The organism is Paraburkholderia sp. 31.1, from assembly GCF_014397645.1.
In the GTDB taxonomy this organism is placed as follows: domain Bacteria; phylum Pseudomonadota; class Gammaproteobacteria; order Burkholderiales; family Burkholderiaceae; genus Paraburkholderia; species Paraburkholderia tuberum.
Genome location: NZ_VZQN01000041.1, coordinates 1 through 25,756, shown reverse-complemented (window position 1 = coordinate 25,756; position 25,756 = coordinate 1). Strand labels below are relative to the sequence as shown.

Below are 25,756 nucleotides of genomic sequence, written 5' to 3'. Positions count from 1 at the left end.
AAAGGTATGACTGATCCGCCAGTAAGTGCTGCCAATGGACTACCTTCGGCCTTGACTTGAAAAGCCCTTCGGGGCGAACAGATTGACGATGGCCTCCTGTAGGGCAGCAAGGGGACATTCGTCAACGTGGATTGAGTGACTCGAAGGGGTCGCGTGCCGCCAATCGCTGCCGGGCTGCAGCCGGGGAACGAGCGACACTCGCCCGCGCCGGGGCAGTACACTACCGGTTTCGGCAAAAGCCAGGTAATCCCATCCACGTCAGACAGTCCATGGACTACTTCGCCGCAGTACGGGCCTTCGTTTGCGCAGCGGAACTGCAGAGCTTCAGCAAGACGGCCAATGCACTGTCAGTCAAGACCTCGACTGTCTCCCGCTACGTCAGCGAACTCGAAAGAGATCTGGGCATCGCCCTATTCAACCGGTCGACGCGCGGCCTCGTCCTGACAGAAGGCGGCCGGCTGTTTCGTGAACACGCCTTGTTAGCGTTGCAAGCACTCGATGACGCGCGCGAAGTGACGTCGTCGCTAAATCGCACGCCACAAGGCGTGCTGCGCGTGACAATGCCACCGGCATTCGGCCGCCTGCACATCGTGCCGCATCTGCCGGCCTTCATGGCGCGCTATCCTGATATCGACCTCGACATCGTCTCTACGGACGAAACGCTCAACATGATCGATGCGGGCATTGATGTGGCGATCCGTACCGGCGTGCTGCCCGATTCGTCATTGATGGCGAGGCGCCTGGCACCGCATCGTCGTATCGTCTGTGGCAGCCCGGCGTATTTCGCGCGTAGCGGCACACCGCGTGTGCCTGGCGATCTGGCCGCGCGCGATGCGCTTCGCGTGTCCCTGGTCCCGGACGACAAATGGTATTTCACGCTGGTCACCGCGGACGCGCGGGCGTCGCAAGAACAGGAACAGGTGCTGGTGGAGTTGCAGGGGCGCTTGCGCGCTGACGACTCCGAAGCCGTGCTCGCGCTCGCCGTGGCCGGTTGCGGCGTGGCGCTCCTGCCGACATGGCTCGCCTCTACGGCCCTGCGCGGAGGACGCTTGCAGCACGTGCTACCGGAATGGGAAGCACGCACCGGACGAGCCGAACCCGCGGTCTGGGCGGTCTACCCACCGAAGAAGATCGTCTCGTCGAAGGTGCGCGCCTTCGTGGATTTCTATGCCGAGGCGTTTGGCGAGCCGCCGTACTGGGACGACGGACTCGCACTGGAGCGTCAGCCTTGATGGGCGAAGCGGATGTCTAGCGTGCGCAGGTAAGTTTGCAAGCCTGCATCCTGGATCGGAATCACATAGGCGTTTTCGTTCGTTTCGTTGAAATGCGCATGCCAGTGTCCCGGCGGCGTGACGAATGCCATCCCCGTTTTCCAATCGACGCGGGTCGGGTTCGCGATATTGCCATCCCTGTCCAGTTCCGTTCCGACCAGCGTATAGACACCCGGCTTGCCGCTGGCGATGAAGTCGAGTGCAATCGACTGGTGCCGGTGCGGCTTCTGCACCGAGTTGGGCGGCACGATGCCGAACATCGCCCACAACACATGCGTGACCGTGCGCGTCTGCGGAAAGTTGGTGTTGCCCATTAGTACGCTGATGCGGTTGCGACGACCCGCGTTCGCTTGTTCCGCGACCGCGCGCAGTGCTGCCTGCGCCTCGGCGGCCGGATAGCGTGTCGGCGCAAAGCGCGCATGTACCCCGGTGGTACCAAGATAGGTCAGCAGCGGCGCGTCATTGACGTAATAGAGCGTGGCCGTCGCAGCAGCGGACAGCACCGTGGCATGGCCGCCCGGGAACGTGAAGAAATCGCCCATCGAAAACGGGAAGCTCGTTTCGGACTGCTGCACGCTACCCGCTCCGCTAATGACGTAGCAGACCTGCGAGGTCGCATTGGGATCGAGTGTCAACGCGTCGCCCGCATTGATGCGCAGGAAGTTGGCGCTCAAGCCGGGACCGGTCGCGGGACCCGGGCAGCCCAACTCCGCAGACAGGTCAAGCGGCACGACTCGGGTTGCGCCGTCTGCATAAAGCGAAGGCGAGAAGCTGCAGAACGGCACACGCGAGATGAGCTTCGCACCAATCGGATTGGCGGACGAAGTGTATTCGAAGTATTGCGCGTCTTCCGTGGCGACATTCGGTTCGGTCCGAAGCGCGGGGGATGTCCTGGTCAGCATGGTTTTGCTCCTTTTGAGTTTTGAGGGGGCTTCGCGCGGTTCCATTTGTGAGGATCCGCATCCGAAGGCTGACTTGACTTTAGGCGCGGGGCGTTGGCGCCGGAAGTGCCGGACATCGAAATCACCTTTGCGCAAAAGGAACACCGTGCCACGACGGTTTCGAGGCGCGGCGGGTTGTTCGTGCCGGGCCGCTAGCAGTTCATCATCGGCCAAGGTTACTTATTAACCATCCTCGCCGGCACACTAATAGCAAGCAAACCGCCCAGCACCATGAACGCCGCCAACATATACATCCCCGAATCGTTCGCCGCGGTAACCTCCTTCAACCACCCCACAGCATAAGGACTAAGGAAACCGGCAAGGTTGCCAATCGAATTAATCATCGCAATCCCGGCAGCGGCGCCGGTGCCTGCCAGAATCGCCGTAGGCAAACTCCAAAACAGCGGCAGTGTAGTGAGGATGCCCATAGTAGCCAGGGTCAACCCAGTCATGGCAAGCAGGGTGTTATGCGCCCAAACGACGGAAAGCACGAGCCCCACAGCACCAAGAAACGCCGGCAACGCAATATGCCATCGCCGTTCCCTCGACCGATCCGCACTCCGCGCCACAAACACCATCGCCACAACAGCCGCCGCAAACGGCACCGCCGATAGCAGCCCAATCAAAAACGCATCGGTAACGCCGGTCGATTTGATAATCGTCGGCAACCAGAAGCTCACCCCATAAAGCCCCATCACAAACGAGAAGTAGGTGAGGCTCAACATCAACACCCGCCCGCTAGTGAGTACCTGCCGAATCGGCATATCGTGCTTGGTCGCTTCCTCAGCCGACACCTGACTCTCAAGCAACTGCTGCTCTTCCCGGGTCAGCCACTTAGCCTTCGAAATCCGATCATCGAGCATCACGAACACGATGATCCCGACCAGCACCGACGGCACCCCTTCGAGCAGAAACAGCCACTGCCACCCGTGCCACCCGTTCACGCCGTTGAAGTTCTTCAGGATGTACCCAGACACCGGCCCACCAATCACCCCCGACAACGCGATCGCCGTCATAAACCAGGTCGTCATCCGTCCACGCCGATGCGCCGGATACCAGTAGGTGAGATACAAAATAATCCCAGGAAAGAAACCCGCCTCTGCAAGCCCGAGCAAAAAGCGCATCACATAAAACATCGTCGGCGTGGTGACTAACATCGTCAGCATGGATATCACGCCCCACGAAATCATGATCCGCGCGATCCAGACACGCGCGCCGACCTTATGCAGGATCACGTTGCTCGGCACTTCGAAGATGAAATAGCCGATGAAGAAAATCCCCGCGCCGAAGCCATACACCGCATCGCTCAAGCCAAGATCGGTGCTCATCCCCAGCTTCGCGAAGCCGACGTTCACACGGTCCAGATAGGCAACGATGTAGCAGAGCATCAATAGCGGCGCGAGCCGCCAGGTAACCTTGCGATAAGTCGCCTCTTCGAACGTCGAAGGCGGCGCGCCAGCGCCGGGATGGTGGAGCGGATTTGCAGGACTAGCCATGACTACGTCTCCTCATTTTTATGGAATTGAAGTGCCGCCGCCGAACGATTCTATCCGCGCCAGGTTTTTTGCAGGACGAATCGATATTGGGGGAAAACACTGACTGCGCACGCAGTGCGTGCGCAGCGCTTCACCTACCGCTACACGCAGCGCCCCCCATCCACTTCGAGGCACACGCCGGTAATAAACTCCGCCTCATCCGAAGCCAGATACAGCGCCGCATTCGCAATATCCTGCGGCGTCGAAAACCGCCCGAGAGGAATCCCTGCCAGGAACTTCTGCCGGTTCTGCGGCGTATCCTCGACCCCCATGAACTCGGACAACAGCGCGGTCTCACCGATCACCGGATTCACGCAGTTCACGCGAATCCGCTCCGGCCCCAGCTCAACGGCGAGCGACTTGCTAGCGACGATCACCGCGCCCTTGCTGCCGTTGTACCAGACGAGCCCGGGCCGCGGCCGCACGCCCGCCGTCGACGCGATATTGATGAAGCTGCCGCCGCCTTGCTCGCGAAAATACGGCACGAACTCCTGCACGCTCCAGTAGATGCTCTTCACGTTCACCGCATAGACGCGGTCGAACTCGGCCTCGGTCACCTCGAGTACCGGCTTGTTGCGATGCGTGGTGCCCGCGTTGTTGACGACGATCTGCACGCTGCCAAAGTCTTCCAGCGCGGCCTCGCGCAGCGTGCGCCAGTCGTCGCGTTGCGCGACGTTGCCGGGGACCGCGATCGCCTTGCCGCCCGCAATCGCGATCTCACTCGCGACGCGTTCGGCGGCCGGCCCGTTGAGGTCGTTGACCACGACGTTCGCGCCTTCGCGCGCAAAGGTCTTTGCGATGCCTTCGCCGAAACCCGAACCGCCGCCCGTGACGATGGCCGTTTTACCTGTCAACCGCATGATGTCTCCGTTGTTTGTGATGGATAGAGCGATGCGTTGTTGCCTGTAACGTGCTGCTCGCGCCGATCGCGAGCGAGCCCTACGGCACCCGCTAGCCGTGCCGGATCGCGATCGTCTTCAGCACCGTAAAGCCATACAGCGCCTCGAAGCCTTTCTCGCGGCCATGTCCCGAATGCTTGACGCCGCCGAACGGCAATTCGACGCCGCCGCCCGCGCCATAGTTGTTGATGAACACCTGGCCCGAGCGCACGCGTCGGGCGAGGCGCATCTGGCGCGCGCCATCGCGTGTCCAGATGCCGGCGACGAGCCCGAACTGCGTGCCGTTCGCGAGCGCGAGCGCTTCGGCTTCGTCGCGGAACGACATCGCGGCGAGCACCGGACCGAACACTTCGTCGCGCGCGAGGCGGTGGCTCGCGGGCACGTCGCGCAGCAAGGTCGGGGCCTGATAGAAGCCGCTTTCAGGCGCTTCGGGGATCACCTCGCCGTGCGCGGCCATCGCGATGCCATCGTGTTGCGCGTCCGACAGAAAGTCCCACACGCGTTGCTGCTGTTTCGCGCTGATCAGCGGTCCGCAGTCGAGGTCGGCATTCGACGGCCCGACGCGCAACGCCTGAAAGGCGCTGCTGAGTCTGTCGAGCAGCGGCTCGTAAATCGCCTGCTCGATCAGCACGCGACTGCCCGCCGAGCAGGTTTGCCCGGCGTTCTGCACGATCGCGGAGATCAGCACCGGCAGCGCGGCGTCGAGATCGGCGTCGGCGAACACGATTTGCGGCGACTTGCCGCCGAGTTCGAGCGTGACCGGCACGTAGTTTTCGGCGGCCATCTGCGTGACGAGCTTGCCGGTTTCGGGCGAGCCCGTGAAGGAGATGTGATCGATGCCCGGATGACGCGCGAGCGCGGCGCCCGCTTCGTGCCCATAGCCGGTCACGATGTTCAGCGCACCGGCCGGCAAGCCGGCCTCGGCGGCGAGCTCTGCGACCCGCAGCACGGAAAGGCACGCGTCCTCGGCCGGTTTGACGACGCATGCATTGCCGGTCGCGAGCGCCGCGCCGACGCTTCGCCCGAAGATCTGCATCGGGTAATTCCACGGCACGATGTGGCCGGTCACGCCGTGCGGCTCGCGGATCGTCAGCACCGTGTAGCCGGATTGGTAGGGCAGGGTTTCGCCGTGCAGCTTGTCGGCCGCGCCGGCGTAGAACTCGAAGTAGCGGGTCAGGGCGGCGGCGTCGGCGCGCGCCTGCCTGAGCGGTTTGCCGGTGTCGCGCGCTTCGAGCCGTGCAAGGTCTTCCTGGCGCGCTGCCACCAGCAGCGACAGCCGGTACAGCACGCGGCCGCGCTCGGCGGCGCTCAGCGCACCCCATGCGCCGTCGAACGCTGCGCGCGCGGCGTGCACGGCGGTGTCGATATCGGCCTCGGTGCCGCGCGCGATGCGCGTGAACGGCTGGCCGTCCGAGGGATCGAGTACGGCGATCGATTCGCCGCCGGAAGCGGCGCACCACTCGCCGCCGATGAAATGCCGTGCTTCTTCCATGCATGCTCCTTGATGACGTGCGGCCGGCGTGCGGCGGCGCGGGTTCGAAGGGGAGACACAAAACGGTAGAGACGCGAAGCGAGACTCGCCAGACGATTATCGCGCCGATCCGACCGCGGATGCCACCTGCCGATTGGCTATAATGGCGCATTCCGTACGGTCCGGTGCGCGGACCCGTCGTTCGGGGCGAGAGGGTTTCAGTGCCCGACGTTCGCGGTTCGCACACAGTTCGCACCGCATCCGCAGCCCGCGCGCCGTTCGCCGCCTTCCGATTTCCATCCCCTTCAGAGAGCGCTCATGAGCTTCAATCACGTTCCCGCAGGCAATGACCTTCCGCACGATTTCAACGTCATCATCGAAATCCCGGCGCAAAGCGACCCGGTGAAGTACGAAGCCGACAAGGACCTGGGCCTGCTCGTCGTCGACCGTTTCATCGGCACCGGCATGCGCTATCCGGCCAACTACGGCTTCATTCCGCAGACGCTGTCGGGCGACGGCGACCCGGTCGACGTGCTGGTGATCACGCCGTTCCCGCTGCTGGCAGGTTCGGTCGTGCGTGCCCGCGCGCTCGGCATGCTGCAGATGACTGATGAGTCCGGTGTCGACGCGAAGCTGATCGCCGTGCCGCACGACAAGATTTGCCCGATGACGGCGAACCTGAAGTCGGTCGACGACGTGCCGGCTTACCTGAAGGACCAGATCAAGCACTTCTTCGAGCAATACAAGGCGCTGGAGAAGGGCAAGTGGGTCAAGGTCGAAGGCTGGGCCGACGTCGATGCTGCCCACAAGGAAATCAGCGAAGGCGTGGCGAACTACAAGAAGTAAGCGCGCCGCGGTTCATCCGCTTGCTGCATGCAGTACGAAAACCGCGCGAGTCCGCAAGGACCGCGCGGTTTTTTCATCTGATTTGCGCGGTATTCGACTACCGTGCAAAAACGCCGCGATCTTCGTCTGGCACGCGTCGTCTCGCGCGCATAACCTGAACGCATCGCTCCGATGAACGGAACGCATTTTTATATTTAGGTGTAAACCCTTATCATTCGCCGCACGACCTCGCGCGCGAACTCCAGGCATCTACGCGCGTTTCCATCACTTCAAGAACCACGGTCCGGATGATGAACCGCAGCAAGTCCCACTCGACATCGCCGCGCTGGTCGACCCGGCTGCATTCGGTCGTCACCGCGATCTATCGCAAGCGGCCGGTCTGGATGGTGTCGTTCGCGGCGAGCGAGGCGAATCTGTCGGAGGGCTTGAGGGCGGCGTGCGCATCGACGGCGATGCTCGCGCTCGGCAACGTGCTGCACGATCCGGTGTTTGCGTGGGCGGCGATCGGCGCGTTCTGGACCTGCCTCGCCGATGCCGCCGGCTCGAACCGCGCACGCTTCATGTCGATGATGAGCTTCGCGCTGCTGTCGACGCTGTGCGGCGGCATGACCGCGTTCGCGTCCGCCTCGGGTGCCGCGTGGGCCGCGCTCGCGGTGCTCGCGTTCACGACGCTCGGCGCGTTCGGCCGCATCTGGGGCGCGGCCACGTCGCAGGTGACGATCCTCGCGGCGACCGCCTGCGTCGTGATGGTCGATCGGCCGATGCACGACGCGCGCGCGGGTGTCGCGTTTCTCGGCGTCTATCTGGTCGGCTGTCTGTTCGCGATCGTGCTGAGCTTGACCGTGTGGCGCATTCATCCATTCGGCGCGAGCCGCGCGTCGTTGCGCGCGGTGTATCTGCGCCTCGCCGATGTCGCGTTCGATAGCGCGCGGCTTGTCGGCGGACGTGCCGCGCCGCGCGAATGGGCCACGCATGCCGCGCGCTTTCGCGCCGATGCGCGCGCGTCGCTCGAACGTTCGCGCGATGCGCTCGCGAACGTGCCCGCATCGAAAGCGGGCGGCGCGGCCGTCTACGACACGCTGCTCGGCTTGTTGACCGACGGCGAAGCGTTGTTCGCGTATCTGATCGCGGTGTCGGGCGCGGGCGCGAAAGTGCCCGACGATCCGCGCCGCACGCGACGCGCGGTGCGCTCGCTCAATGCGATCGGCGAAGTGCTCAGCGACATCGGCAGCGCGACCGGCGACGCGCGCTGGGAACGTCTCGCGGACCTGCAGGCGCGTCTGCGGCGTCTCGCGCATCGGCTCGAAAGCGCGTTGCTCGAACCGGTGAAGCTGCAATCCGGTTTCGAGCTCGTCGATTTCGCGCCGCGTGAGGTGCACGTCGAGCCGTGGAGCGCGTGCGTCGCGCGTTATACGGCGCGCGCGTGGTCGACGCTGAAGGCCAACCTGTCGTGGCAGTCGGTCGGCTTGCGCCATGCGGCGCGTGTCGGCGTGACGACGACGGCGGGCTTCGTCGTGATTCGCGCGCTCGGTCTGCCGTTCGGCTATTGGGCCACGATGGCCACGCTGCTGATCCTGCAGCCGTCGATCGCCGCGACCTGGCCGCGCAGCATCGAACGCGCGACGGGCAGTATCGTCGGCGGCGTGCTCGCGGCGGCGATCGGCTATGCGATTCATTCGCCGCTCGGCATCTCGCTCGCGGTGTTCCCGCTGGTGATGGCGACGATGGCGCTGCGCCCCGTCAGTTACAGCCTGTTCGTGCTGTTCCTGACGCCGACCTTCGTGCTGGTCGCCGACTTCGCGACGCCGGGCGCCAACGAATTGGCGTTCGCGCTGACGCGGCTCGGCAACAACGTGCTCGGCTGCGTGCTCGCGCTGCTCGCGACGTTCCTTCTATGGCCGACGCGCGAGAAGCTCGATGTGCGCGTCTATCTCGGCGACGCGGTGCGCGCGAATCTCGCGTATCTGCGCGCGTCGCTCGACGCGCCTCGGCATGGCGGCAAGGAGATCGAGCAATTGCGCCGCGCCGCGGGCCTCACCAGCAACAACGCGGAGGAAGCGATCGGCCGCGTGCGGCTCGAAAAGCTCGAGGACTCGATGGCCGATACGGTCACGCTGACGGTGCTGAGCCTGCTGCGACGGATGGCCGGCACCGCGACGCAGTTGCGCCTCACCGCGAACCGTCGCGACATGCATAGCGAACTCGACGAATGGGTCGAGGCGATCAGCACGGCGATCGAGGCCGCGCTGAATCGCATGTTACGGCCGGTGCGGCTCGAGTTACCCGCTCGCGGGCAATTGACGTCGCTGGAAGCAGATGTGGTGGGCGAGCTGGCGCGGGTGCATCGGCTGCTGACGGAGAGGATGCGGGAGGCGAGGGGGTAGCACGACTCAGCCGTCGGAACGCTCGCCGTCTTCCGCGACGTCATTCACCGCTGCAACCGGCAACACCGACTGCAGCGTGAACATCCCGGCCGCCAACGCCCGTTTATCGGCCGCCGTGAGCCGCTTGACCCAATACTCGGCGCTCGACGCGCTCGACCGGTCCGCCAGCTCGAACGACGCCAGCACCCGCACCGGCTTGCGCGAGCGCGTATAACGCGCGCCCGTGCCGCTCAGATGTTTGTCGAAGCGAGCAGCGACATCGGTCGCGATGCCGGTATAGACGCTGCCGTCCGAGCATTCGAGCAGATAGAGAAACCACGCCATAACCGTGCTTCTAGCCTTTGAACGGATTGTGTTCGCGCAGCTCGTCCACGTACGCGTGGATGCTGTTTTTTTCGTTATCGAGGAAATGGCCGACCGCATCGGCGAACGCCGGATGCGCGAGCCAATGCGTCGAGCGCGTGACCGTGGGCAGAAAGCCGCGCGCCATCTTGTGCTCGCCCTGCGCGCCGCCTTCGAATGCGCCGAGCTTTTCTTCGATGCAGAATTCGAGCGGCTGATAGTACGCGGTTTCGAAGTGCAGGCACGGCACGTGTTCGAGCGCGCCCCAGTAGCGGCCATACAAGGTGCCGCCGGTTTTCTCGTCGCGCTGATAGACGACGAGCGAGCTCGCGATCGGCTTGCCTTCATATTCGGCGATCACGAGCAGCAGATTCTCCGGCATCGACGCGCCGATCATCCGGAAGAAATCGAGGTTCAGATACGGACTCGAAAAATGCTCGCGATAGGTTTGCCGATAGCACTTGCTGAAGAAGCGCCAGTCGGCATCCTCGATGTCTGCGCCGCGGATCCTTCGCATCGTGATGCCGGCCTCGTGCACCTTGCGCCGTTCGGCGCGGATGTTCTTGCGCTTCTTCTGTTCGAGCGTCGACAGAAAGTCTTCGAAGTCGCGATAGCCGTCGTTGAGCCAGTGAAACTGCACGCCTTCGCGCTGCATCATGCCGATATCGGTGAGCGCGTTCGCTTCGCTCTGCGTCGGAAACAGCACATGCAGCGACGACACCTCGGCCTGCTCGGCGAACGCCATCAACGTGGCCGCGAGATGGCGCAACGCATGCTCGTTCGCCGACAGCAGCCGGTTGCCCTGTACCGGCGTGAAGGGCACCGCGCACAGCAGCTTCGGGTAATAGGGCAGGCCGTTGCGCTTGTACGCGTCGGCCCAGGCCCAGTCGAACACGTACTCGCCGTACGAGTGTCCCTTCAGATAGACGGGCGCCGCCGCCGCGAGCATGCCCGTGCGCGCGTCGGTCAGCGTGACGAATTGCGGCGCCCAACCGGTGTCGGGAACCGCGCATTGCGTCGCATTGAGCGCGCTCAGAAACTCGTGCCGCAAAAACGGCGTGGGCTGCGACTGCGCGGCGAGGAGGGCGTTCCACTCGGCGGCGTCCACCTCGGAGGGCGAGGCCAGAATGCCCGTGCGATAATCGATACGTTGCTGGTTCAATCTGAGTGACTGTATGCAATGACCGGCGCGGCGCTGTGAAACTGAAGCTGCCACGTCGTTCGTTGAGTTCGTTTATCCGGTTTGTTCAATCCCGTCGAGCCATCGAGCCGCGGTACCGCGAGCCGTGAAGGCTTGCCTGTCGATCCTGCCATGAAGACCCGAATCGCTCTTGCTCAAATCAATGTCACCGTCGGCGACTTCGCCGGCAACGTCGCGAAGATCGTCGCTGCCGCGCGCGCCGCGCACAGCGATGGTGCGAAGCTGCTGGTCGCGCCTGAACTCGCGCTGTCGGGTTATCCGCCCGAAGACCTGCTGCTGCGCCCTGCGTTCTACACCGCCAGCGCGGCGGCGTTGGCCGATCTCACCGCACAGTTGAAGCCGTTCACCGGTCTGCATGTGATCGTCGGCCATCCGCTGCGCGACGGGACGGACAACCTCGCGCACCGCCCGGCGAACGGCCATGGTAATGCAAACGCGCCGATCGAGCGCGGCGTGCCGCCGGTCGATACGTTCAATGCGGCGTCGCTGATCGTCGACGGCGAAGTGAAGGGCACCTATCGCAAGCAGGATCTGCCGAACACCGAAGTGTTCGACGAGAAACGCTATTTCGCCTCCGACCCGCAGCCGTTCGTGTTCGAACTCGACGGCGTCAAGTACGGTGTCGTGATCTGCGAGGACGCGTGGCATGCGTCGGCCGCGCAGATGGCAAAGGCCGCGGGCGCGCAGGTGCTGCTGATTCCGAACGGCTCGCCGTACCACCTGAACAAGGAAGCGGTGCGCTTCGACATCCTGCGCGCGCGCATTCGCGAAACCGGTATTCCGATGGTCTACGTGAACATGGTCGGCGGCCAGGACGAACTCGTGTTCGATGGCGGTTCGTTCGTGCTCGACGCGCGGGGCGAACTCGTCGCGAAGCTCGCGCAGTTCGAGGAAGCCACGGCTGTCGTGGAGTTCGACGCTGGCACGCCGCTGCCGGCCGCGATCGCGCCGGAGCAGTCGATCGAAGCGCAGGTCTACGCGGCGCTCGTGATGGGCGTGCGCGACTACATCGGCAAGAACGGTTTTCCTGGTGCTTTGATCGGTCTGTCGGGCGGCGTCGATTCGGCGCTCGTGCTGGCCGTTGCATGCGATGCGCTCGGCGCCGACAAGGTACGCGCGGTGATGATGCCGTCGCGCTACACGGCCGATATCTCGACCAGCGACGCCGCCGAGATGGCGCGCCGCGTCGGCGTGCGCTACGACGAGATCGCGATCGCGCCGATGTTCGACGCGTTCCGCGGCTCGCTCGCCGAGGAGTTCGCGGGCCGCGCCGAAGATGCGACCGAAGAGAACATTCAGGCGCGCATTCGCGGCACGCTGCTGATGGCGCTGTCGAACAAGTTCGGCTCGATCGTGCTGACCACCGGCAACAAGAGCGAGATGGCGGTCGGCTATTGCACGCTGTACGGCGACATGGCCGGCGGCTTCGCGGTGATCAAGGACATCGCGAAGACGCTCGTGTACCGGCTGTGCCGCTATCGCAACGCGGCCACCACGTTTGCGACGCGCGACGTGATTCCCGAGCGGATTCTGACGCGCGCGCCGTCCGCTGAGCTGCGCGAGAACCAGACCGACCAGGACAGCCTGCCCGAATACGAAGTACTCGACGCGATCATGCGCATGTATATGGAGGAGGACCGTTCGCTCGCGGAGATCATCGCGGCGGGTTATCAGGTCGACGACGTGAAGCGCGTCACGCGCCTGATCAAGATCAACGAGTACAAGCGCCGTCAGGCGCCGATCGGCATTCGCGTCACGCATCGCGCGTTCGGCCGCGACTGGCGTTATCCGATCACGTCGCGCTACACCGAACCGGTGGAGTGAAAGACGACACCCGCGCGCGGATGCCGCAATGCATCCGGCGCGGCGTAGAATAAAAATCATCCTTTTCCTTTCCACTCTTCCCATCAAGAGACGAGGTTCGCCATGAAGCGCATCACCGCAGTCATCAAACCGTTCAAACTCGACGAAGTGCGCGAGGCCCTCGCGGAAGTCGGCCTCACCGGCCTGACCGTTACCGAGGTCAAGGGGTTCGGCCGCCAGAAAGGGCATACCGAGCTCTATCGTGGTGCGGAATACGTGGTCGACTTTCTGCCGAAAGTGAAGATCGAAGTCGTGGTCGCGGACAGCCAGTGCGATCAGGTCATCGACGCGATCATCGGCGCGGCGCGTACCGGCAAGATCGGCGACGGCAAGATCTTCGTCGCGGACGTCGAGCGCGTCATCCGTATCCGTACCGGCGAAGAGAACGAAGCGGCCGTATAAGCTGTGCAATCACGCACCGGCCCGGTGCGCGCAACGGCAAAAACCGTGCGCCGAATAAAAAACGGTGCAATACCCTTGCGGATATCGCACCGATACGCGCCTCTCGCAGCAGCGTGAAAAAGATTCTCTCGAAGAAACCTGTATTACACCCCGAGGGATGACCCTCGGGGCGCACCGTTCGATCAGAACGAGTGTTGGATACCTGCGTACACGCCGCTTTGCTGGCGGCCTTGCAGCGGGTTGTCCGTTGCAGCGGCGAAGCCCGCATTGTTCGCGTTCAGACCGAAGTTAGCATTACGGCTGTTGCGCACCGTCGCGGCCTGCAGGTCGAGCAGCGTGCGCTTCGACAGGTTGTACGAACCGCCGATCGTGTAGATCGTCGCATTGCCCGCGCCGTTGTTGCCGTTCACGTGGTAGACCGCCGCGATCAGTGCTGCAGCCGGCGTTGCCTGCCACGTCACACCGCCCCATTCGTGATCGAGCGTGGTCGGCTGACCGGGCAGAACCCCCGTTGCGCCTGCCGAACGGACTGCCTGGTAAGCAGCCTGAATCTTGAACTGGCCGAGGAACACGTTCAGCAGAGCGGAGTACTCGCGCGATGCAGCGAATACGCCGTTGGCCGTGTTAGCCGTATTGATACCGTTGTTGGCAACCGGGCCACCCCACAACCCACCGGTCGTCGGGTTGCGGATTTCGTCGTACAGACCGCGGACCTGAAAGAGCGACGTCGTGTAGGTGACCTGCGCGCCAGCTTCGCGACCTTGCGGCGTCGTGCCGTTACCGTTCCAACTCGTCGCGTTCGACAGCGCGTACTGACCGTAGAAGTCAAAGCCTGCGATCTTCGGCGACTGGTACGCGAAGTTGTTGCTCGATTGCGGCCAGTTGCGGCCACGCACCAGCGATGCCGACGACCAGTTCGACTGACCGAACGGGTCGAAGTCCCACACGCCGTTCGAGATGAAGAGCATGCGGCCCATCGTGAACGTACCGTACTGGTTGTTCGAAATGCCGACCGTTGCCCAGCGATTGAAGAGACCGCCGCCGCCGGGACCTGCGCCCGTCATCGTGTTGAACGAGCCTTCCAACTGGAACAGGATCTTGTTGCCGGCGCCGATGTCCTCGACACCCTTCATGCCCCACAGGCTGGTGCCCCAGTCGCCGCTTTCCGCCTTGAAGCGGTTCGAGCTGGTGTTGGCCGCGCCGTTGGCGTTAGCGCCGGTCGGGACGCCCGACATGTACTCGAGACCTGCATCCAAACGGCCATACAGCGTGACGCTACTCTGAGCGTGTGCAACAACGCCGGCCGACATCAGCGCAGCGACGAGCAAAGCTTTCTTCATCTTCTCCTCCATACCCTGTCAAAAAAGAAACCCAGTACTGCGAGTGGTGTTCGGACGCGATAAGCACCGAACAGAAAGCGGTACCAGGGAGAGTGGCGGGTGGATAGGGATTCTCCTGTCATGACATGTAGCGTCGAGCTATCTTTGCATCATGCCGATCCCACGCCGACCGGTTCTCCTCTGCGTTTTGAAGTGAAACTACTTTTAATCAACTTTGTTTTGCTACTTTGGTTACCAATTTATCAAAAATAACTTTAACTGGGAGAAGAAATTAGTACCGCCAACAGGGGGTGTCGCCAAATTGCAATACGAATGTGGGCTGGGACCCGAAGGAGTTCCTCGGGAAAAGGCGAAAAGCCTTGTCCGGCAAGGGAATCGCGGCTTGGAAGGGGTCGTATTAAGGATTGTCACTATTGACGAGTCAAAAGTGGCGGGGTAGGCGAAAACTCGGCCTGAATGGCCCGTTTTGTGGGATTTTCGGCGCTTTTTCGTCGTTCGAATGGCCGGGCGGAAGGACATGGTAAAAACGAAAAAGGCGCTCGTAAGCGCCTTGTAAAACTACATTGACTACATTTTCCATGCCATTCGCATCATAAGTCGCGGGTAATTTTATTACTTGAGACTGCCCGACAGGAATTGCTTCAGACGTTCGCTCTTCGTGTTCCTGAACACTTCGTCGGGATGGCCTTGTTCCTCGACGCGGCCCTGGTGCAGAAACATCACGTGGTTCGACACGTTGCGCGCGAAGCCCATTTCGTGCGTGACGACGATCATCGTGCGGCCTTCCTCGGCGAGCTTCTGCATTACCTTCAGCACTTCGCCGACGAGCTCCGGGTCGAGCGCGGAGGTCGGCTCGTCGAACAGCATCACATCGGGGTGCATCGCCAGCGCCCGCGCGATCGCGACACGCTGCTGCTGGCCGCCCGACAGATGCGACGGATACTGCTTCTCGAGACGCGGCGCGAGACCGACCTTCTCCAGATATTCGCGCGCGCGGTCCTCGGCTTCCTTGCGCTTCAGACCGAGCACATGCACCGGCGCCTCGATGATGTTCTCGAGCACGTTCATGTGCGACCACAGGTTGAAGTGCTGGAACACCATCGAAAGCTTGGTGCGCACACGCTGCAACTGCTTCGGGTCCGACACGCGCAACGCGCCGTCCCTGGCGGTCTGCGTGCGCACTTCCTCACCGTCGACGAAAATGCGCCCCGCGTTCGGCTGTTCGAGAAAGTTGATGCAGCGGAGCATCGTGCTCTTGCCCGAACCGGACGAACCGATCACGCTGATCACGTCGCCGGCATTGGCTTTCAGCGACACGCCCTTGAGGACTTCGTTGTCGCCGTACTTTTTGTGAAGCTGGTCGACGAAGAGCTTCTGCTTCTTGGAGTTCATCAGGATCCTTAACGAGCTTGCTTGTCCAGGGACGCGCAGTTACTTGCCTTGCGGCCGCAGGTAAGCGAGCCAGCGACGCTCGGCGCGGCGGAACAGCCACACGAGCGCGAAAGAAATACACAGATACAGCAGCGCGGCGATGCCGAACGCATTGAACGACTGGTACGTCGCGGAGTTCACGTCGCGCGCGATCTTCAGGATATCCGGCACCGTGGCCGTGAACGCGACGGTGGTCGCGTGCAGCATCAGGATCACTTCGTTGCTGTAGTAGGGCAGTGCGCGGCGCAGCGCCGACGGCAGAATCACGCGCCGGTACAGCGTGAACGACGACATGCCGTACGCGCGCGCCGCTTCGATCTCGCCGTAGGGCGTCGCCTTGATCGCGCCCGCGAAGATTTCGGTCGTGTACGCGCAGGTATTCAGCGTGAACGCGAGCAGCGTGCAGTGCATGCCGTCGCGAAAGAACGCGTTGGTCAGCTCGTTGTTGCGGATGATCTCGAGGCTGTAGAGACCCGTATAGCACAGCAGCAGCTGCACGTAGAGCGGCGTGCCGCGGAAGATATACGTATAGAGCCACACGAGGCCCGCGAGCCATTTCTTCTTCGACACGCGCGCGACCGCGAGCGGCACCGACAGGCAGAAGCCGAGGCCGATCGACACGACCAGCAGCCATAACGTGATCGCGACCCCGGTGAAGCGATAGCCGTCGGTGAACAGATAGTTGCGCCAGTATTGCTGAATGATCTCGATCATAGATCCGCCTTTCGCACGCCGGTCGAGTAACGCTTTTCGAGGTACATCAGCACGAAGTTCGACACGGTGGTGATGACGAGATAGATCGCCCCCGCGAGCAGGGTGAAGAAGAAGAACCGCAAGGTACCCTTGCCGGCGTCCTGCGAGGCCTTGACGACGTCGGCGAGACCGATGATCGACACGAGCGCGGTCGCCTTGACCATCACCTGCCAGTTATTGCCGATGCCCGGAAGCGCGAAGCGCATCATTTGCGGGAACATCACGCGCGAGAACACCTGCCAGCTCGTCATGCCGTAGGCGGCGCCCGCTTCGAGCTGGCCGCGCGGCACCGCGATAAACGCGCCGCGAAACGTCTCGGTGAAGTACGCGCCGTAGATGAAGCCGAGCACCGCGACGCCGGCCACGAACGGGTCGATGTCGATCTGCTCCCAGCCGAGCGCGTCGGTCAGGTTGTTCAGCCAGATCTGGATGCTATAGAACAGCAGCAGCATCAGCACGAGATCGGGCACGCCGCGCACGAGCGTCGTATACACCGTGCCGATGCCGTTCGACAGACGGTTCTTCGACAATTTCGCCGCCGCGCCGAGCAGGCCGAGCACGAACGCGAGCGCGAGCGAGAACACCGCCAGCCTGACGGTTTGCCAGGTGCCGCTGAGAAGCAGCGGGCCGTAGCCTTGAAGGAACATAGGTAGTCCACGACGATGCGCTACGCGCACCGCGAAAGACGCGGTCCGCGTAGCGCCGCGTCGGGGACGAGCGCCTGGCTCGCCGTGATCCGCAGCGCACAGCGTGCCGCTGTGCAAATCATGCTGCAGAAACGTTGGTGCTCCTGCAGCGCGCTTGTGGGACTTTCGTCTCGGATTGTTTTGAATCTCCTGGTGTCGCCACCTTCGTTGCCGCTTTCCTGCCACCGGCACGAGCCGGCTTACCACGCAGTATCCTGCCTGTTTCGCTCAACGGCCAGGATAAATGTCGAAATCGAAGTACTGCTTTTCGAGCTTCCTGAACGTGCCGTCCTGATGAACCTCGGCGAGCGCCTGATTGAACTTCGCCTTCAGCTCGGCATCGCCCTTGCGCAGACCGATCGCGGTGCCTTCGCCGATCGTCTGCGGATCCTTCACTTCCGGACCGGCCCAGGAGAACCCTTTGCCGCGCGGCGTCTTCAGAAAGCCGGCGTCGGCCTGCACTTCGTCCTGCAGCGCGGCGTCGAGGCGGCCCGACGCAAGATCCGCGTACACCTGGTCCTGATTCTGGTACGACACGACGAGCACGCCCTTCGGCTCCCACCAGGCCTTCGCGTACTGTTCCTGCGTCGAACCCTGCTCGACGCCGACGTGCTTGCCTTTCAGCGATTCAGGGGTGGGCAGAAGCGGCGAACCGGTTTTCGCAATCATGCGGGCGGGCGCGTCGAACATCTTGTCGGAGAAGTCGATCTGCTCGCGGCGCTTGTCGGTGACGCCCAGCGAGGAAATGATCGCGTCGAACTTGCGAGCTTTCAGCGCCGGGATGATGCCATCGAGATCCTGCGCGACCCACACGCACTTCACGTTCATCTTCGCGCACAGCGCGCGGGTCAGATCGGCATCGAAACCGACGATGTCGCCATCAGGCGCCTTCGATTCGAATGGCGGATAACTGGCGTCGACCCCGATGCGCACCGTTTTCCATTCTTTCGCCATCGCGCCGGTGGCCATGACTGCCAGAGCCACGCACAGTGCGAACTTCTTCATGTTTCTCCTGAATCAAACTGATCGTCGTAATGACACGAACACGACTCGACGAGCACCGGCCGGGGCCGACGGTCGCTATTCTAGGCGGTCAAAATTGCCGTGCCGCAGGGACTGTCGCCGCGCTCTGGTCGTCCTTGCGCGGGCGGTTCGTCCGACGTGGCGCGCCGGTCCGGCGCGTTCGGTGCTTATCGGGCGTGGCTCGCACGGTGTGGTGCCGAGTCGAAGCCCGTCGCGCACCGGTTGCGGCCCGCCCGCCGAGGCTTGCCGGCGCGGCCTGCACGTCCCGCGGGACGTCCACGCGGCTTGAAAAGCGCGGTATTTTACCCGAAGAGCGGCAAGCTGCCAGCGCAGCGCGGCATCGAGCGGCAAGACGCCGTGCAACGCGTTGTGCGTGCGCGACGCCGGCGCGGTTTTGCGGGCGCCGGGCTGCCGGGCGTGGGGCATCCGGGCGCCGGGCTTTCCGCGCGATGGGCTCGCCGGTCGCGCGATTGCATGCAGCGATGGAACGCTGCGGTGCGGTTGCGCACGATTGTTATGGGGGGGCGCAACCCCTACATTCGCAACATCGCTCTGATTGACTACTTACCGGGAGACTTTCCATGATCGAGATTCGCCGCTCCGCAGAACGCGGTCACGCCAACCACGGCTGGCTCGACTCGTATCACAGCTTCTCGTTTGCCGATTACCGCGACCCCGAGCACGTGTACTTCGGGCCGCTGCGCGTGATCAACGAAGACCGCATCGCCGGCGGTCAGGGTTTCGGCACGCACGGGCATCGCGACATGGAGATCGTCACGTATGTGCTCGAAGGCGCGCTCGCGCATCGCGACAGCATGGGCAATGGCTCGACGATCCGTCCCGGCGACGTGCAGCGCATGAGCGCGGGCACCGGCGTGCAGCATAGCGAGTTCAACGCGTCGCGCGACGAACTCGCGCACTTGCTGCAGATCTGGATCATCCCGCGCCGCGCGGGCGACCAGCCCGGCTACGACGAAAAGCGCTTCGACGCCGACAGCAAGCGCGGCCGCCTGCGCGTGATCGCGTCGCCCGACGGCCGTGACGGCTCGGTGACGATCCATGCGGACGCGTCGATCTACGCGGGACTGTTCGACGGCGCCGAACACGCGACGTTCGCGCTGCCGGCGGGGCGCCTCGGCTATCTGCACGTCGCGCGCGGCACGCTGAGCGTGAACGGCACGGTGCTCGAGGCGGGCGATGCCGCGAAGCTCAGCGACGTCGACACGGTGACGCTGGAAAAGGGCGACGACGCGGAAGTGCTGCTGTTCGATCTCGGTCAGTTGAACGGCTGATTCAGGCGGTTGATTCGCGCGGGCCGCCGATCGAGCGGCGAGTAGCGCCAAACAGCAACGCCACGGAAAACCTCTTCCGTGGCGTTTTTCTATTAGCGAGGCGCCCTCCCTGGTCCGCCTCGCGAATGCGCCGCTTATTGATTGGCGGCCGGCGCCGACGCGGCGCCCTTGTGATGCTCCCAGCGCTCGCGCATCTTCTCGTGACGCTGCTCCATCCGCGCGAAGCGCTGCTTCAGCGCCGTGCTGACGGTGGTCTTCTGCTGGTCGTTCAGGCCGTTATAGAACTTCAGCCACGCGTCGGTGGTTTGCTGACGCAGTTGCGCGTCCTTCTGCTCGATCTGCTGATGCGTCGCGGCCATCGCGTTCAGATCCAGGATCGGCTGTTGCTGTGCGGCCTTGAACTGGTCTTGAACCTGCTTGTGGTTGGCGCGCATCGCTTCGCGGTTCTGCTTCATCGTATCGAGCGCGTTTTGCCACAGCTTTTCCTGATCCGCGTTCAGCTTCAGCCGGTCGTGGAGTTGGGTCAGTTCCTTCATGAAGTGGCCATGCCAGCCGCCGGGCCCGCCGTGCGCCTGCTCGGCGGGTTGGGCGGCGTAAGCGGCGCCCGCGCCGATGGCGAGAGCGGTGGCAGCAACGGCGAGAACGCGCGACATCTTTTTGGTGGACATATGAGGCTCCTTGTAATGGAATAGCCGACGAAGCAACCGGTCTTTGGACTGCCTGCACTCGGTAAGGCACAGCGTAGAGAACCGCGTGCGCCGCTGTGTTACGCGCCCGGACGCCGCTATTACCAGCAATTACGTGTGGCTTTCACCGTAACACCCGGTAACCCTTCAGACCGTTTGGAAAACGAAATCCCTTTTAGCTGCGCGTTAAACTTCATTCCATGGCTACTCAAATCCTGGTCGTCGACGACGACGTCGAACTGCGCGATCTGTTGCGCGACTATCTCGCCCGTCAGGGCATCGAAGTTTCGGTGCTGCACGACGCGGGCTCGCTCGAACGGCGCCTTGAGCGCGAGCGCCCCGACCTCATCGTGCTGGACCTGATGATGCCCGGCGTGGACGGCCTCACCGCGCTGCGCAAGCTGCGTGCGTCGGGCGACGATATCCCCGTCATCATGCTGACCGCGCGTGCGGACGACGTCGATCGTATCGTCGGGCTCGAACTCGGCGCGGACGATTACCTCGGCAAACCGTTCAATCCACGCGAACTGCTCGCGCGCGTGCAGGCGGTGCTGCGGCGGCGCCGCACGCTGCCGTCGGCGGCCGCGCCCGAGCAGCGCGAGCCGTTCAGCTTCGGCCGCTTCACGCTGGATTTCCAGTCGCGTACGCTGCATCTCGAAGACAAGCCGCTCGCGCTGTCGGGCAGCGAGTTCGCGCTGCTGAAGATTTTCGTCAATCACCCCATGCGCACGCTCACGCGCGAGCGCCTGCTGGAACTGCTGCACGGTCCCGAGTACGACGGCACCGACCGCGGCATCGACGTGCAGGTGTGGCGCCTGCGTCGCATTCTCGAAACCGATCCATCCACGCCGCGCTTCATCCAGACCGTGCGCGGCCGCGGTTACGTGTTCGTGCCGGACGGCGAGCAGCATGCGTCGGCCCATTGATTCGCTGTTCGGGCGGCTCGCGCTGCTCGTCGTCGCGGTGCTGTTGCTGTCGCATTTCGCGTGGTATGCGCTGATGCGACTCGAACGTTCGCAACTGCAAACGCGCTACGCGGTCGAGGAAGCGACCTTCCTCGTCGACGCGGTGCGTCAGCACGTCGCCCGCACACCGGATCAACCGCTGCCGTCGCGTGTGAAACTGGTCGACCCGGCGAGTCCGGACGTGCCGGCGGCCAGCGCGAACATGCCGCCGCCGCTCGCGCGTTTCGTCGAGGACGTGCGCGACCGCATGCCGGCCGACACCCAGGTTCGCGTCGGTCCGCCCGGCGCTCCGCCCATGCTATGGGTGCGCGCCGTGACCGATCAGAACTGGATCGTCGTGCCGGTGCAGCCGCTGCGCATGCCGCGCTCGCTCGACCGCACGGTCTTGTGGCTCGTCATCATTTTCTCGTTTGCGGTGATGGCGGCGCTGTTCGCCGCGTGGGCGCTGCAGCGGCCGCTGCGCTTGCTCGCGCAGGCGGTGGCGCGCTTCGGTCGCGGGCTGCCGGTGCCGCCGGTGCCCGAGCGCGGGCCGCGCGAGTTGCGGCAACTCACCCATGGCTTCAATCAGATGGTGCAGGAAGTCGCGCGCACCGAGAACGATCGCGCGGTGATGCTTGCCGGTGTCGCGCATGACCTGAAGACGCCGCTCGCGCGTCTGCGGCTGCGCGCCGAAATGATGGACGACGCGAAGACGCGCGACGGCGTCGTGCGCGACGTCGATTCGATGACGCATATCGTCGAGCAGTTCCTGCTGTTCGCGCACGACGGCGCGGACCGCAGCGAACCCGTGGAAGTGGATGCGCAGTGCGAGCGTGTCGTGCGCAGCTATCGGGCGGTGGCCACCAGCGCGCCGACCGTGCACACGGAACTGAACGCCGGGCCGTCATTTCTGCTGCCGGCGGCCACGCTCGACCGGATTCTGTCGAATCTGATCGACAACGCGCATGCGTATGGCGCGCCGCCGGTGGTCGTCGCGACCGCGCGCACACCGCAGAGCTTTACGCTATCAATTAGCGACAGCGGCACGGGCATCGCCCCCCTGGACCTGATCAACGCGAGCCGGCCGTTCGTGCGGCTCGATCCGGCGCGGGGCGGCAACGGCCATAGCGGGCTGGGCCTTGCGATCGTCGAGCGGCTCGTGCGGCGCGCGGGCGGTGAATGGGAAATCGGCAATCATGGCGGCCGCGGTTTGCGGGTGTTGATGAGTTTTCCGTTCGACGTGCTGCCGCGGGTCGCGACCGCCTCGGAAAACGCCTGGTAGAAGCAGGGGTGTTGGAGTCGCGATGCGCGCGCGAGGCGTTGGCATCGCGAGCGGCGAGAGCTCAGTCCGAAAACAGCGTATTCAACGCGTTCGCCGTTTCGCTATCGACGGTATTCCACGTCACCGATTCCGCCTCGAAAATATAGTGCGTCGTATATTTGCCGAGGCGCGCGAGTATTTCCTCCTGAATCAGTTCCGGCGCGACCTCCAGTTTCAGATACCACGCGGTCGACGACAGACGCGTCTGGAACGCGCCGTATTCTGCGAGCAGATGGTCGAAAGCATCAGCGTCGTGATCGCGACAGACGATCACCAGATTTCCCTTCATGCGAATCTCCCGTTAGTGCGGTAGTGACAATCCGATATCAGGATTGATGATACCTGCTTCGTTGTGGGAGGCTCGGCGTCGTTTTCAGCGCGGGGCAGGGAGTCGGCGTGGGTTGGCTGAGCGGAGAGGGCGATACCGTCGCGCTGAATATTTCGGCGAGCGTCAGGCATTCACCAGGCATTCACCGCGGTGCGCGTAGGCGGCGCCGTATCGTCGGGCGGCAGTGCTTCGGTGCGGTCGCGCCCGCCGGTCTTCGCCGCGTACAGCGCGGTATCGGCGCGGCTCATGAGACGCTCGGGCAGATCGTCGGGCGACAGTTCGGTGATGCCGATGCTCACGCTCAGCCCCGCCGAGGCCGGCAGCTTCGGCGAGGGCACCGCTTTCAACCGCAGCCGCAGACGCTCGACGACTTCGCGCCCGCCCGTCAGATCGGTGGCCGGCAGCAGCAGGCCGAACTCTTCGCCGCCGAGCCGGCCGACCGCGTCGGAGCCACGCAGCTCGGCGCGACACGTATCGACGAAATGTTCGAGCGCGCGGTCGCCGGCGGCGTGGCCGAAGCGGTCGTTGATCTGCTTGAAGTGGTCGAGATCGGCGATCGCCATGCACAGCGGCTCGCGCCCCGCGTGCGCGCGATCGATCTCGTGGCGTAGCAGGTCGAGGAAATAGCGCCGCGACAGCGCGCCGGTCAACGCATCGTGCCGCGCCTCCGCCGACAGCAGCGTATTGGCCGACTGCAACTGCTCGGCGAGATCGCGTGTCGCGCGATGGTGGCGCCGCTCGCGCACGTAGGACACGGTGATCACCCACGCGAGCGCGACGGTGCCGGCCAGCGTCAGGAACACCAGCAGGTGGTCGCGCTTGTGGTTGCGCAGCAGCTCCGGCCACGCGGCGAGCGGATCGACCAGGTGCGCGGAGAGCCCCGAGTTCAGGCCGCCGCGGTTCTGATAGAGCGCCGGGGCCGGCCGTTCGATCATGCCGAACAGCTGCGCGGCGACCGACGCCGGCACCCACGGCGCCTGCTCACGCACTTGCGTGTCTTCGCGGATCAGCATGTCGGGGAACGTCTCCCGGCGGTAGATGATGCGCCGCTCGGCGGGGCTCATCAGCGTGACGCGCGAGTTCGGCAACGCGTGGCCTTCGAGCGCGCTGTTGTGCGCCATGATGATGACGCCGTTGTCGTCGGACACGAAGGTGCCCGCGTGCGCGACCCAGTGGCGCAACCGCGCGATGCCGACCTTCGCGACCACCGCGCCGACCAGCAGCCCGTCCGCGTACACCGGCGCGGCGATGAAGATGCCCGGCTCGCCGCTCGCGCGACCCACGCCGTAGGCTTCGGAGAATGCGCCGAGCAGCGCGTTGGTCAGATAGCCGCGCGCGCGCATGTCCACGCCGACGAACGATTGCTGCGCACCCTCGGGGTTCGACATCGTGCCGCTCGACGCAACACAGATGCCGTTCGCGTTGACGATCCAGACCTGATCGAGCCCGGAGAAGCCCTGCGCTTCGTGCAGGAACCTGCTGACTCCGGCCATCTTCGGATCCTTGAGCAAGGCGGCTCGCAAGGCGGGTTCCGCCGCCTCGCTGTTCACGGCATAATTCTGCGATTGCACGAGGGCACGCTGGACCACGTCCATTTCGGCCATGGTTGCGGGGATCGCGCGGGACATCGCGAGGTCGCTGGCAATTACTTCAGCCATGTTGTCGACGATCGACGTGGACATTTGCCGCTGCGTGCGCAACGCCGCGTCCAGCTCTTGCTGTACCATCCGGTCCGCGACCATGCCAGCCACGAACCAGCAGACGAGTACGATCAGCACGAAGCTGACCGGCCCGGCTACCTGGCGCAAGGTTGTCCTGTTCATCGACCCTCTGATCCGTCTGGCTGTGACATGCAACTTGCTCGTTCGTGGGCAGCGCGCTCTCAACGCTGTGTCGTTATCTGCATCAGCTGCGGTTTCGTCCCGTCGCGAGCGACGTGCGCTGCGCCGTCGCCATGCCCGGGATGATCCGCTGATAAACAGGTACGTCGTTTCCCGATTTTAACCGTCGCGGGGCACGATGCCACCGTTATTGCTTGGATGCCACCTGCATATGCCGCACCGATCAGGTTCTTAACGGCAGCCGCGCCGCTTTCTTGATAGCTGTGCGGGCCAATGAAGCGATCGAGCGACGACGGCCGGGGCGACGCGCCGATGTGGCTTGCGCGCCACGCCGCGAGACGGCCTCGCGACGTGTCACGCTGAAGCACGCGGCAGCAGAGTACAGTGCGGCGCGGCGACGCGTGCCGGGGCTTGCTGAAGCCTTACGCCCCGGCCTCGCAAGGCCGTATCGCAATTTGCGGCGAAAGGTTGTGCCTGAAACATAGGATGGTGTAGTGTCGTGCCGTCCAAAACGAGGAAAGCCCGCCAGCCCTCGGGCGGCGCCCGCGGCGACAGGAGTTCGGCGTGATGGTTGTGGTCGTGGGCGACGCGTTCACGAACCTGTCCATTGCCGGCCCATGTGTCTCCAACGCTAACGATTTACCACGCACGCGCGTTTTGCCATGCCTGATTTCCGCTTTCCGGACCGACCCATAGACCGCCGCGGAGCAGCCTCGGCCTCCTTCGAGCGTTCGAATGCCTGTTTGAAGAGGGAGGGCATCTGATGGATTTCAGCTTCAACCTGAATCGCACCGCCAATGCGTCGGCATGGCGCGTGTTGCCCAACCGCTGGGACTTCGTCGCGTTCCCGCTGATCATCTGCCTGATCGCGATGGCGTCGATCGGCTTTCACGAGACGCTCGCGCCGATGTCGACGCTAAAGACGCAGGCGATCTCGCTCGATCCGGCCAACCTGC

General features: G+C 63.9%; 22 protein-coding genes and 1 pseudogene. 9 read left to right on the top strand and 14 right to left on the bottom strand.

The genetic code is table 11. From position 1 onward, the window contains the following. Window positions 1-269 precede the first annotated feature (269 nt). Window positions 270-1,232 carry a LysR family transcriptional regulator gene (locus F6X37_RS27450; protein WP_090803531.1) on the top strand — a complete coding sequence of 321 codons (963 nt, stop codon included), beginning with the start codon at window positions 270-272 and terminating at the stop codon, window positions 1,230-1,232. On the opposite strand, the gene F6X37_RS27445 is transcribed toward F6X37_RS27450, so the two are convergent. From F6X37_RS27445 to F6X37_RS27430, 4 genes are all read right to left on the bottom strand, one after another. Beyond that, a complete protein-coding gene (locus tag F6X37_RS27445) occupies window positions 1,223-2,173 on the bottom strand; it encodes a cupin domain-containing protein (RefSeq protein WP_187613488.1) in 951 nt (316 codons plus the stop codon). The two genes, F6X37_RS27450 and F6X37_RS27445, sit on opposite strands and share 10 nt — an antisense overlap. A gap of 215 nt (window positions 2,174-2,388) precedes the next feature. Further along, a complete protein-coding gene (locus tag F6X37_RS27440) occupies window positions 2,389-3,708 on the bottom strand; it encodes an MFS transporter (protein WP_090803535.1) in 1,320 nt (439 codons plus the stop codon). A gap of 140 nt (window positions 3,709-3,848) precedes the next feature. Then, window positions 3,849-4,607: an SDR family oxidoreductase gene (locus F6X37_RS27435; protein ID WP_090803537.1), complete on the bottom strand. Its 759-nt coding sequence runs from the start codon at window positions 4,605-4,607 to the stop codon at window positions 3,849-3,851. A gap of 91 nt (window positions 4,608-4,698) precedes the next feature. After that, on the bottom strand, window positions 4,699-6,138 hold the full coding sequence (locus F6X37_RS27430; RefSeq protein WP_187613467.1) for an aldehyde dehydrogenase family protein: 1,440 nt from the start codon (window positions 6,136-6,138) through the stop codon (window positions 4,699-4,701). 297 nt (window positions 6,139-6,435) lie between these two features. Between F6X37_RS27430 and ppa the strand changes: the two genes are divergently transcribed. Both ppa and F6X37_RS27420 read left to right on the top strand, forming a co-directional pair. Then, complete coding sequence (gene ppa, locus F6X37_RS27425) at window positions 6,436-6,963, top strand: inorganic diphosphatase (RefSeq protein ID WP_090803541.1); 528 nt, start codon at window positions 6,436-6,438, stop codon at window positions 6,961-6,963. Between the two features lie 287 nt (window positions 6,964-7,250). Further along, window positions 7,251-9,347 carry an FUSC family protein gene (locus F6X37_RS27420; protein ID WP_187613466.1) on the top strand — a complete coding sequence of 699 codons (2,097 nt, stop codon included), beginning with the start codon at window positions 7,251-7,253 and terminating at the stop codon, window positions 9,345-9,347. A gap of 6 nt (window positions 9,348-9,353) precedes the next feature. On the opposite strand, the gene F6X37_RS27415 is transcribed toward F6X37_RS27420, so the two are convergent. Continuing rightward, a complete protein-coding gene (locus F6X37_RS27415) occupies window positions 9,354-9,671 on the bottom strand; it encodes a GIY-YIG nuclease family protein (protein ID WP_187613465.1) in 318 nt (105 codons plus the stop codon). A 10-nt stretch (window positions 9,672-9,681) separates the two neighbouring features. Next, window positions 9,682-10,851: a GNAT family N-acetyltransferase gene (locus tag F6X37_RS27410; protein ID WP_187613464.1), complete on the bottom strand. Its 1,170-nt coding sequence runs from the start codon at window positions 10,849-10,851 to the stop codon at window positions 9,682-9,684. A 150-nt stretch (window positions 10,852-11,001) separates the two neighbouring features. Between F6X37_RS27410 and F6X37_RS27405 the strand changes: the two genes are divergently transcribed. Together F6X37_RS27405 and glnK are read left to right on the top strand one after the other, a co-directional pair. Further along, the gene (locus tag F6X37_RS27405) at window positions 11,002-12,714 is read left to right on the top strand and encodes an NAD+ synthase (RefSeq protein ID WP_187613463.1); all 1,713 of its coding nucleotides are present in this window, start codon (window positions 11,002-11,004) and stop codon (window positions 12,712-12,714) included. Between the two features lie 102 nt (window positions 12,715-12,816). Further along, window positions 12,817-13,155, top strand: a complete 339-nt coding sequence (gene glnK / locus F6X37_RS27400; RefSeq protein ID WP_013088783.1) for a P-II family nitrogen regulator — start codon at window positions 12,817-12,819, stop codon at window positions 13,153-13,155. 182 nt (window positions 13,156-13,337) lie between these two features. Here glnK and F6X37_RS27395 read toward each other — a convergent pair whose 3' ends face one another. The 5 genes from F6X37_RS27395 to F6X37_RS27375 form a co-directional block, all read right to left on the bottom strand. Beyond that, window positions 13,338-14,495, bottom strand: coding sequence for a porin (locus F6X37_RS27395; protein WP_187613462.1), 1,158 nt, complete (start codon window positions 14,493-14,495; stop codon window positions 13,338-13,340). Window positions 14,496-15,107: 612 nt separating this feature from the next. Further along, on the bottom strand, window positions 15,108-15,887 hold the full coding sequence (locus F6X37_RS27390) for an ABC transporter ATP-binding protein (protein ID WP_187613461.1): 780 nt from the start codon (window positions 15,885-15,887) through the stop codon (window positions 15,108-15,110). A gap of 39 nt (window positions 15,888-15,926) precedes the next feature. Further along, entirely contained in the window at window positions 15,927-16,640 is a 714-nt protein-coding gene (locus F6X37_RS27385; RefSeq protein ID WP_018419774.1) for an ABC transporter permease, read from the bottom strand. Continuing rightward, window positions 16,637-17,326 (bottom strand): ABC transporter permease, encoded by a 690-nt coding sequence (locus tag F6X37_RS27380; protein WP_090803552.1) that lies wholly within the window; start codon window positions 17,324-17,326, stop codon window positions 16,637-16,639. The genes F6X37_RS27385 and F6X37_RS27380 overlap by 4 nt, the downstream gene beginning before the upstream one ends. Before the next feature lie 267 nt (window positions 17,327-17,593). Next, window positions 17,594-18,370, bottom strand: coding sequence for an ABC transporter substrate-binding protein (locus F6X37_RS27375; RefSeq protein ID WP_187613460.1), 777 nt, complete (start codon window positions 18,368-18,370; stop codon window positions 17,594-17,596). A gap of 599 nt (window positions 18,371-18,969) precedes the next feature. Here F6X37_RS27375 and F6X37_RS27370 point away from each other — a divergent pair. After that, window positions 18,970-19,680, top strand: a complete 711-nt coding sequence (locus F6X37_RS27370; RefSeq protein ID WP_187613459.1) for a pirin family protein — start codon at window positions 18,970-18,972, stop codon at window positions 19,678-19,680. 134 nt (window positions 19,681-19,814) lie between these two features. Here the strand turns inward: F6X37_RS27370 and F6X37_RS27365 are convergent, their stop codons facing one another. Next, window positions 19,815-20,348, bottom strand: a complete 534-nt coding sequence (locus F6X37_RS27365; RefSeq protein ID WP_090803559.1) for a periplasmic heavy metal sensor — start codon at window positions 20,346-20,348, stop codon at window positions 19,815-19,817. 218 nt (window positions 20,349-20,566) lie between these two features. On the opposite strand from F6X37_RS27365, the gene F6X37_RS27360 reads away from it, so the two are divergent. Next, window positions 20,567-21,292: a response regulator gene (locus F6X37_RS27360; protein ID WP_090803560.1), complete on the top strand. Its 726-nt coding sequence runs from the start codon at window positions 20,567-20,569 to the stop codon at window positions 21,290-21,292. After that, window positions 21,276-22,592, top strand: a complete 1,317-nt coding sequence (locus tag F6X37_RS27355) for an ATP-binding protein (protein WP_187613458.1) — start codon at window positions 21,276-21,278, stop codon at window positions 22,590-22,592. The genes F6X37_RS27360 and F6X37_RS27355 overlap by 17 nt, the downstream gene beginning before the upstream one ends. 61 nt (window positions 22,593-22,653) lie before the next feature. On the opposite strand, the gene F6X37_RS27350 is transcribed toward F6X37_RS27355, so the two are convergent. Both F6X37_RS27350 and F6X37_RS27345 read right to left on the bottom strand, forming a co-directional pair. After that, window positions 22,654-22,920 (bottom strand): hypothetical protein, encoded by a 267-nt coding sequence (locus tag F6X37_RS27350; protein WP_018419782.1) that lies wholly within the window; start codon window positions 22,918-22,920, stop codon window positions 22,654-22,656. A 170-nt stretch (window positions 22,921-23,090) separates the two neighbouring features. Further along, window positions 23,091-24,782, bottom strand: coding sequence for a sensor domain-containing diguanylate cyclase (locus tag F6X37_RS27345; RefSeq protein WP_187613457.1), 1,692 nt, complete (start codon window positions 24,780-24,782; stop codon window positions 23,091-23,093). Window positions 24,783-25,563: 781 nt separating this feature from the next. Between F6X37_RS27345 and F6X37_RS27340 the strand changes: the two are divergent. Further along, window positions 25,564-25,756, top strand: a pseudogene (locus F6X37_RS27340) (sulfonate ABC transporter permease); the annotation flags it as partial.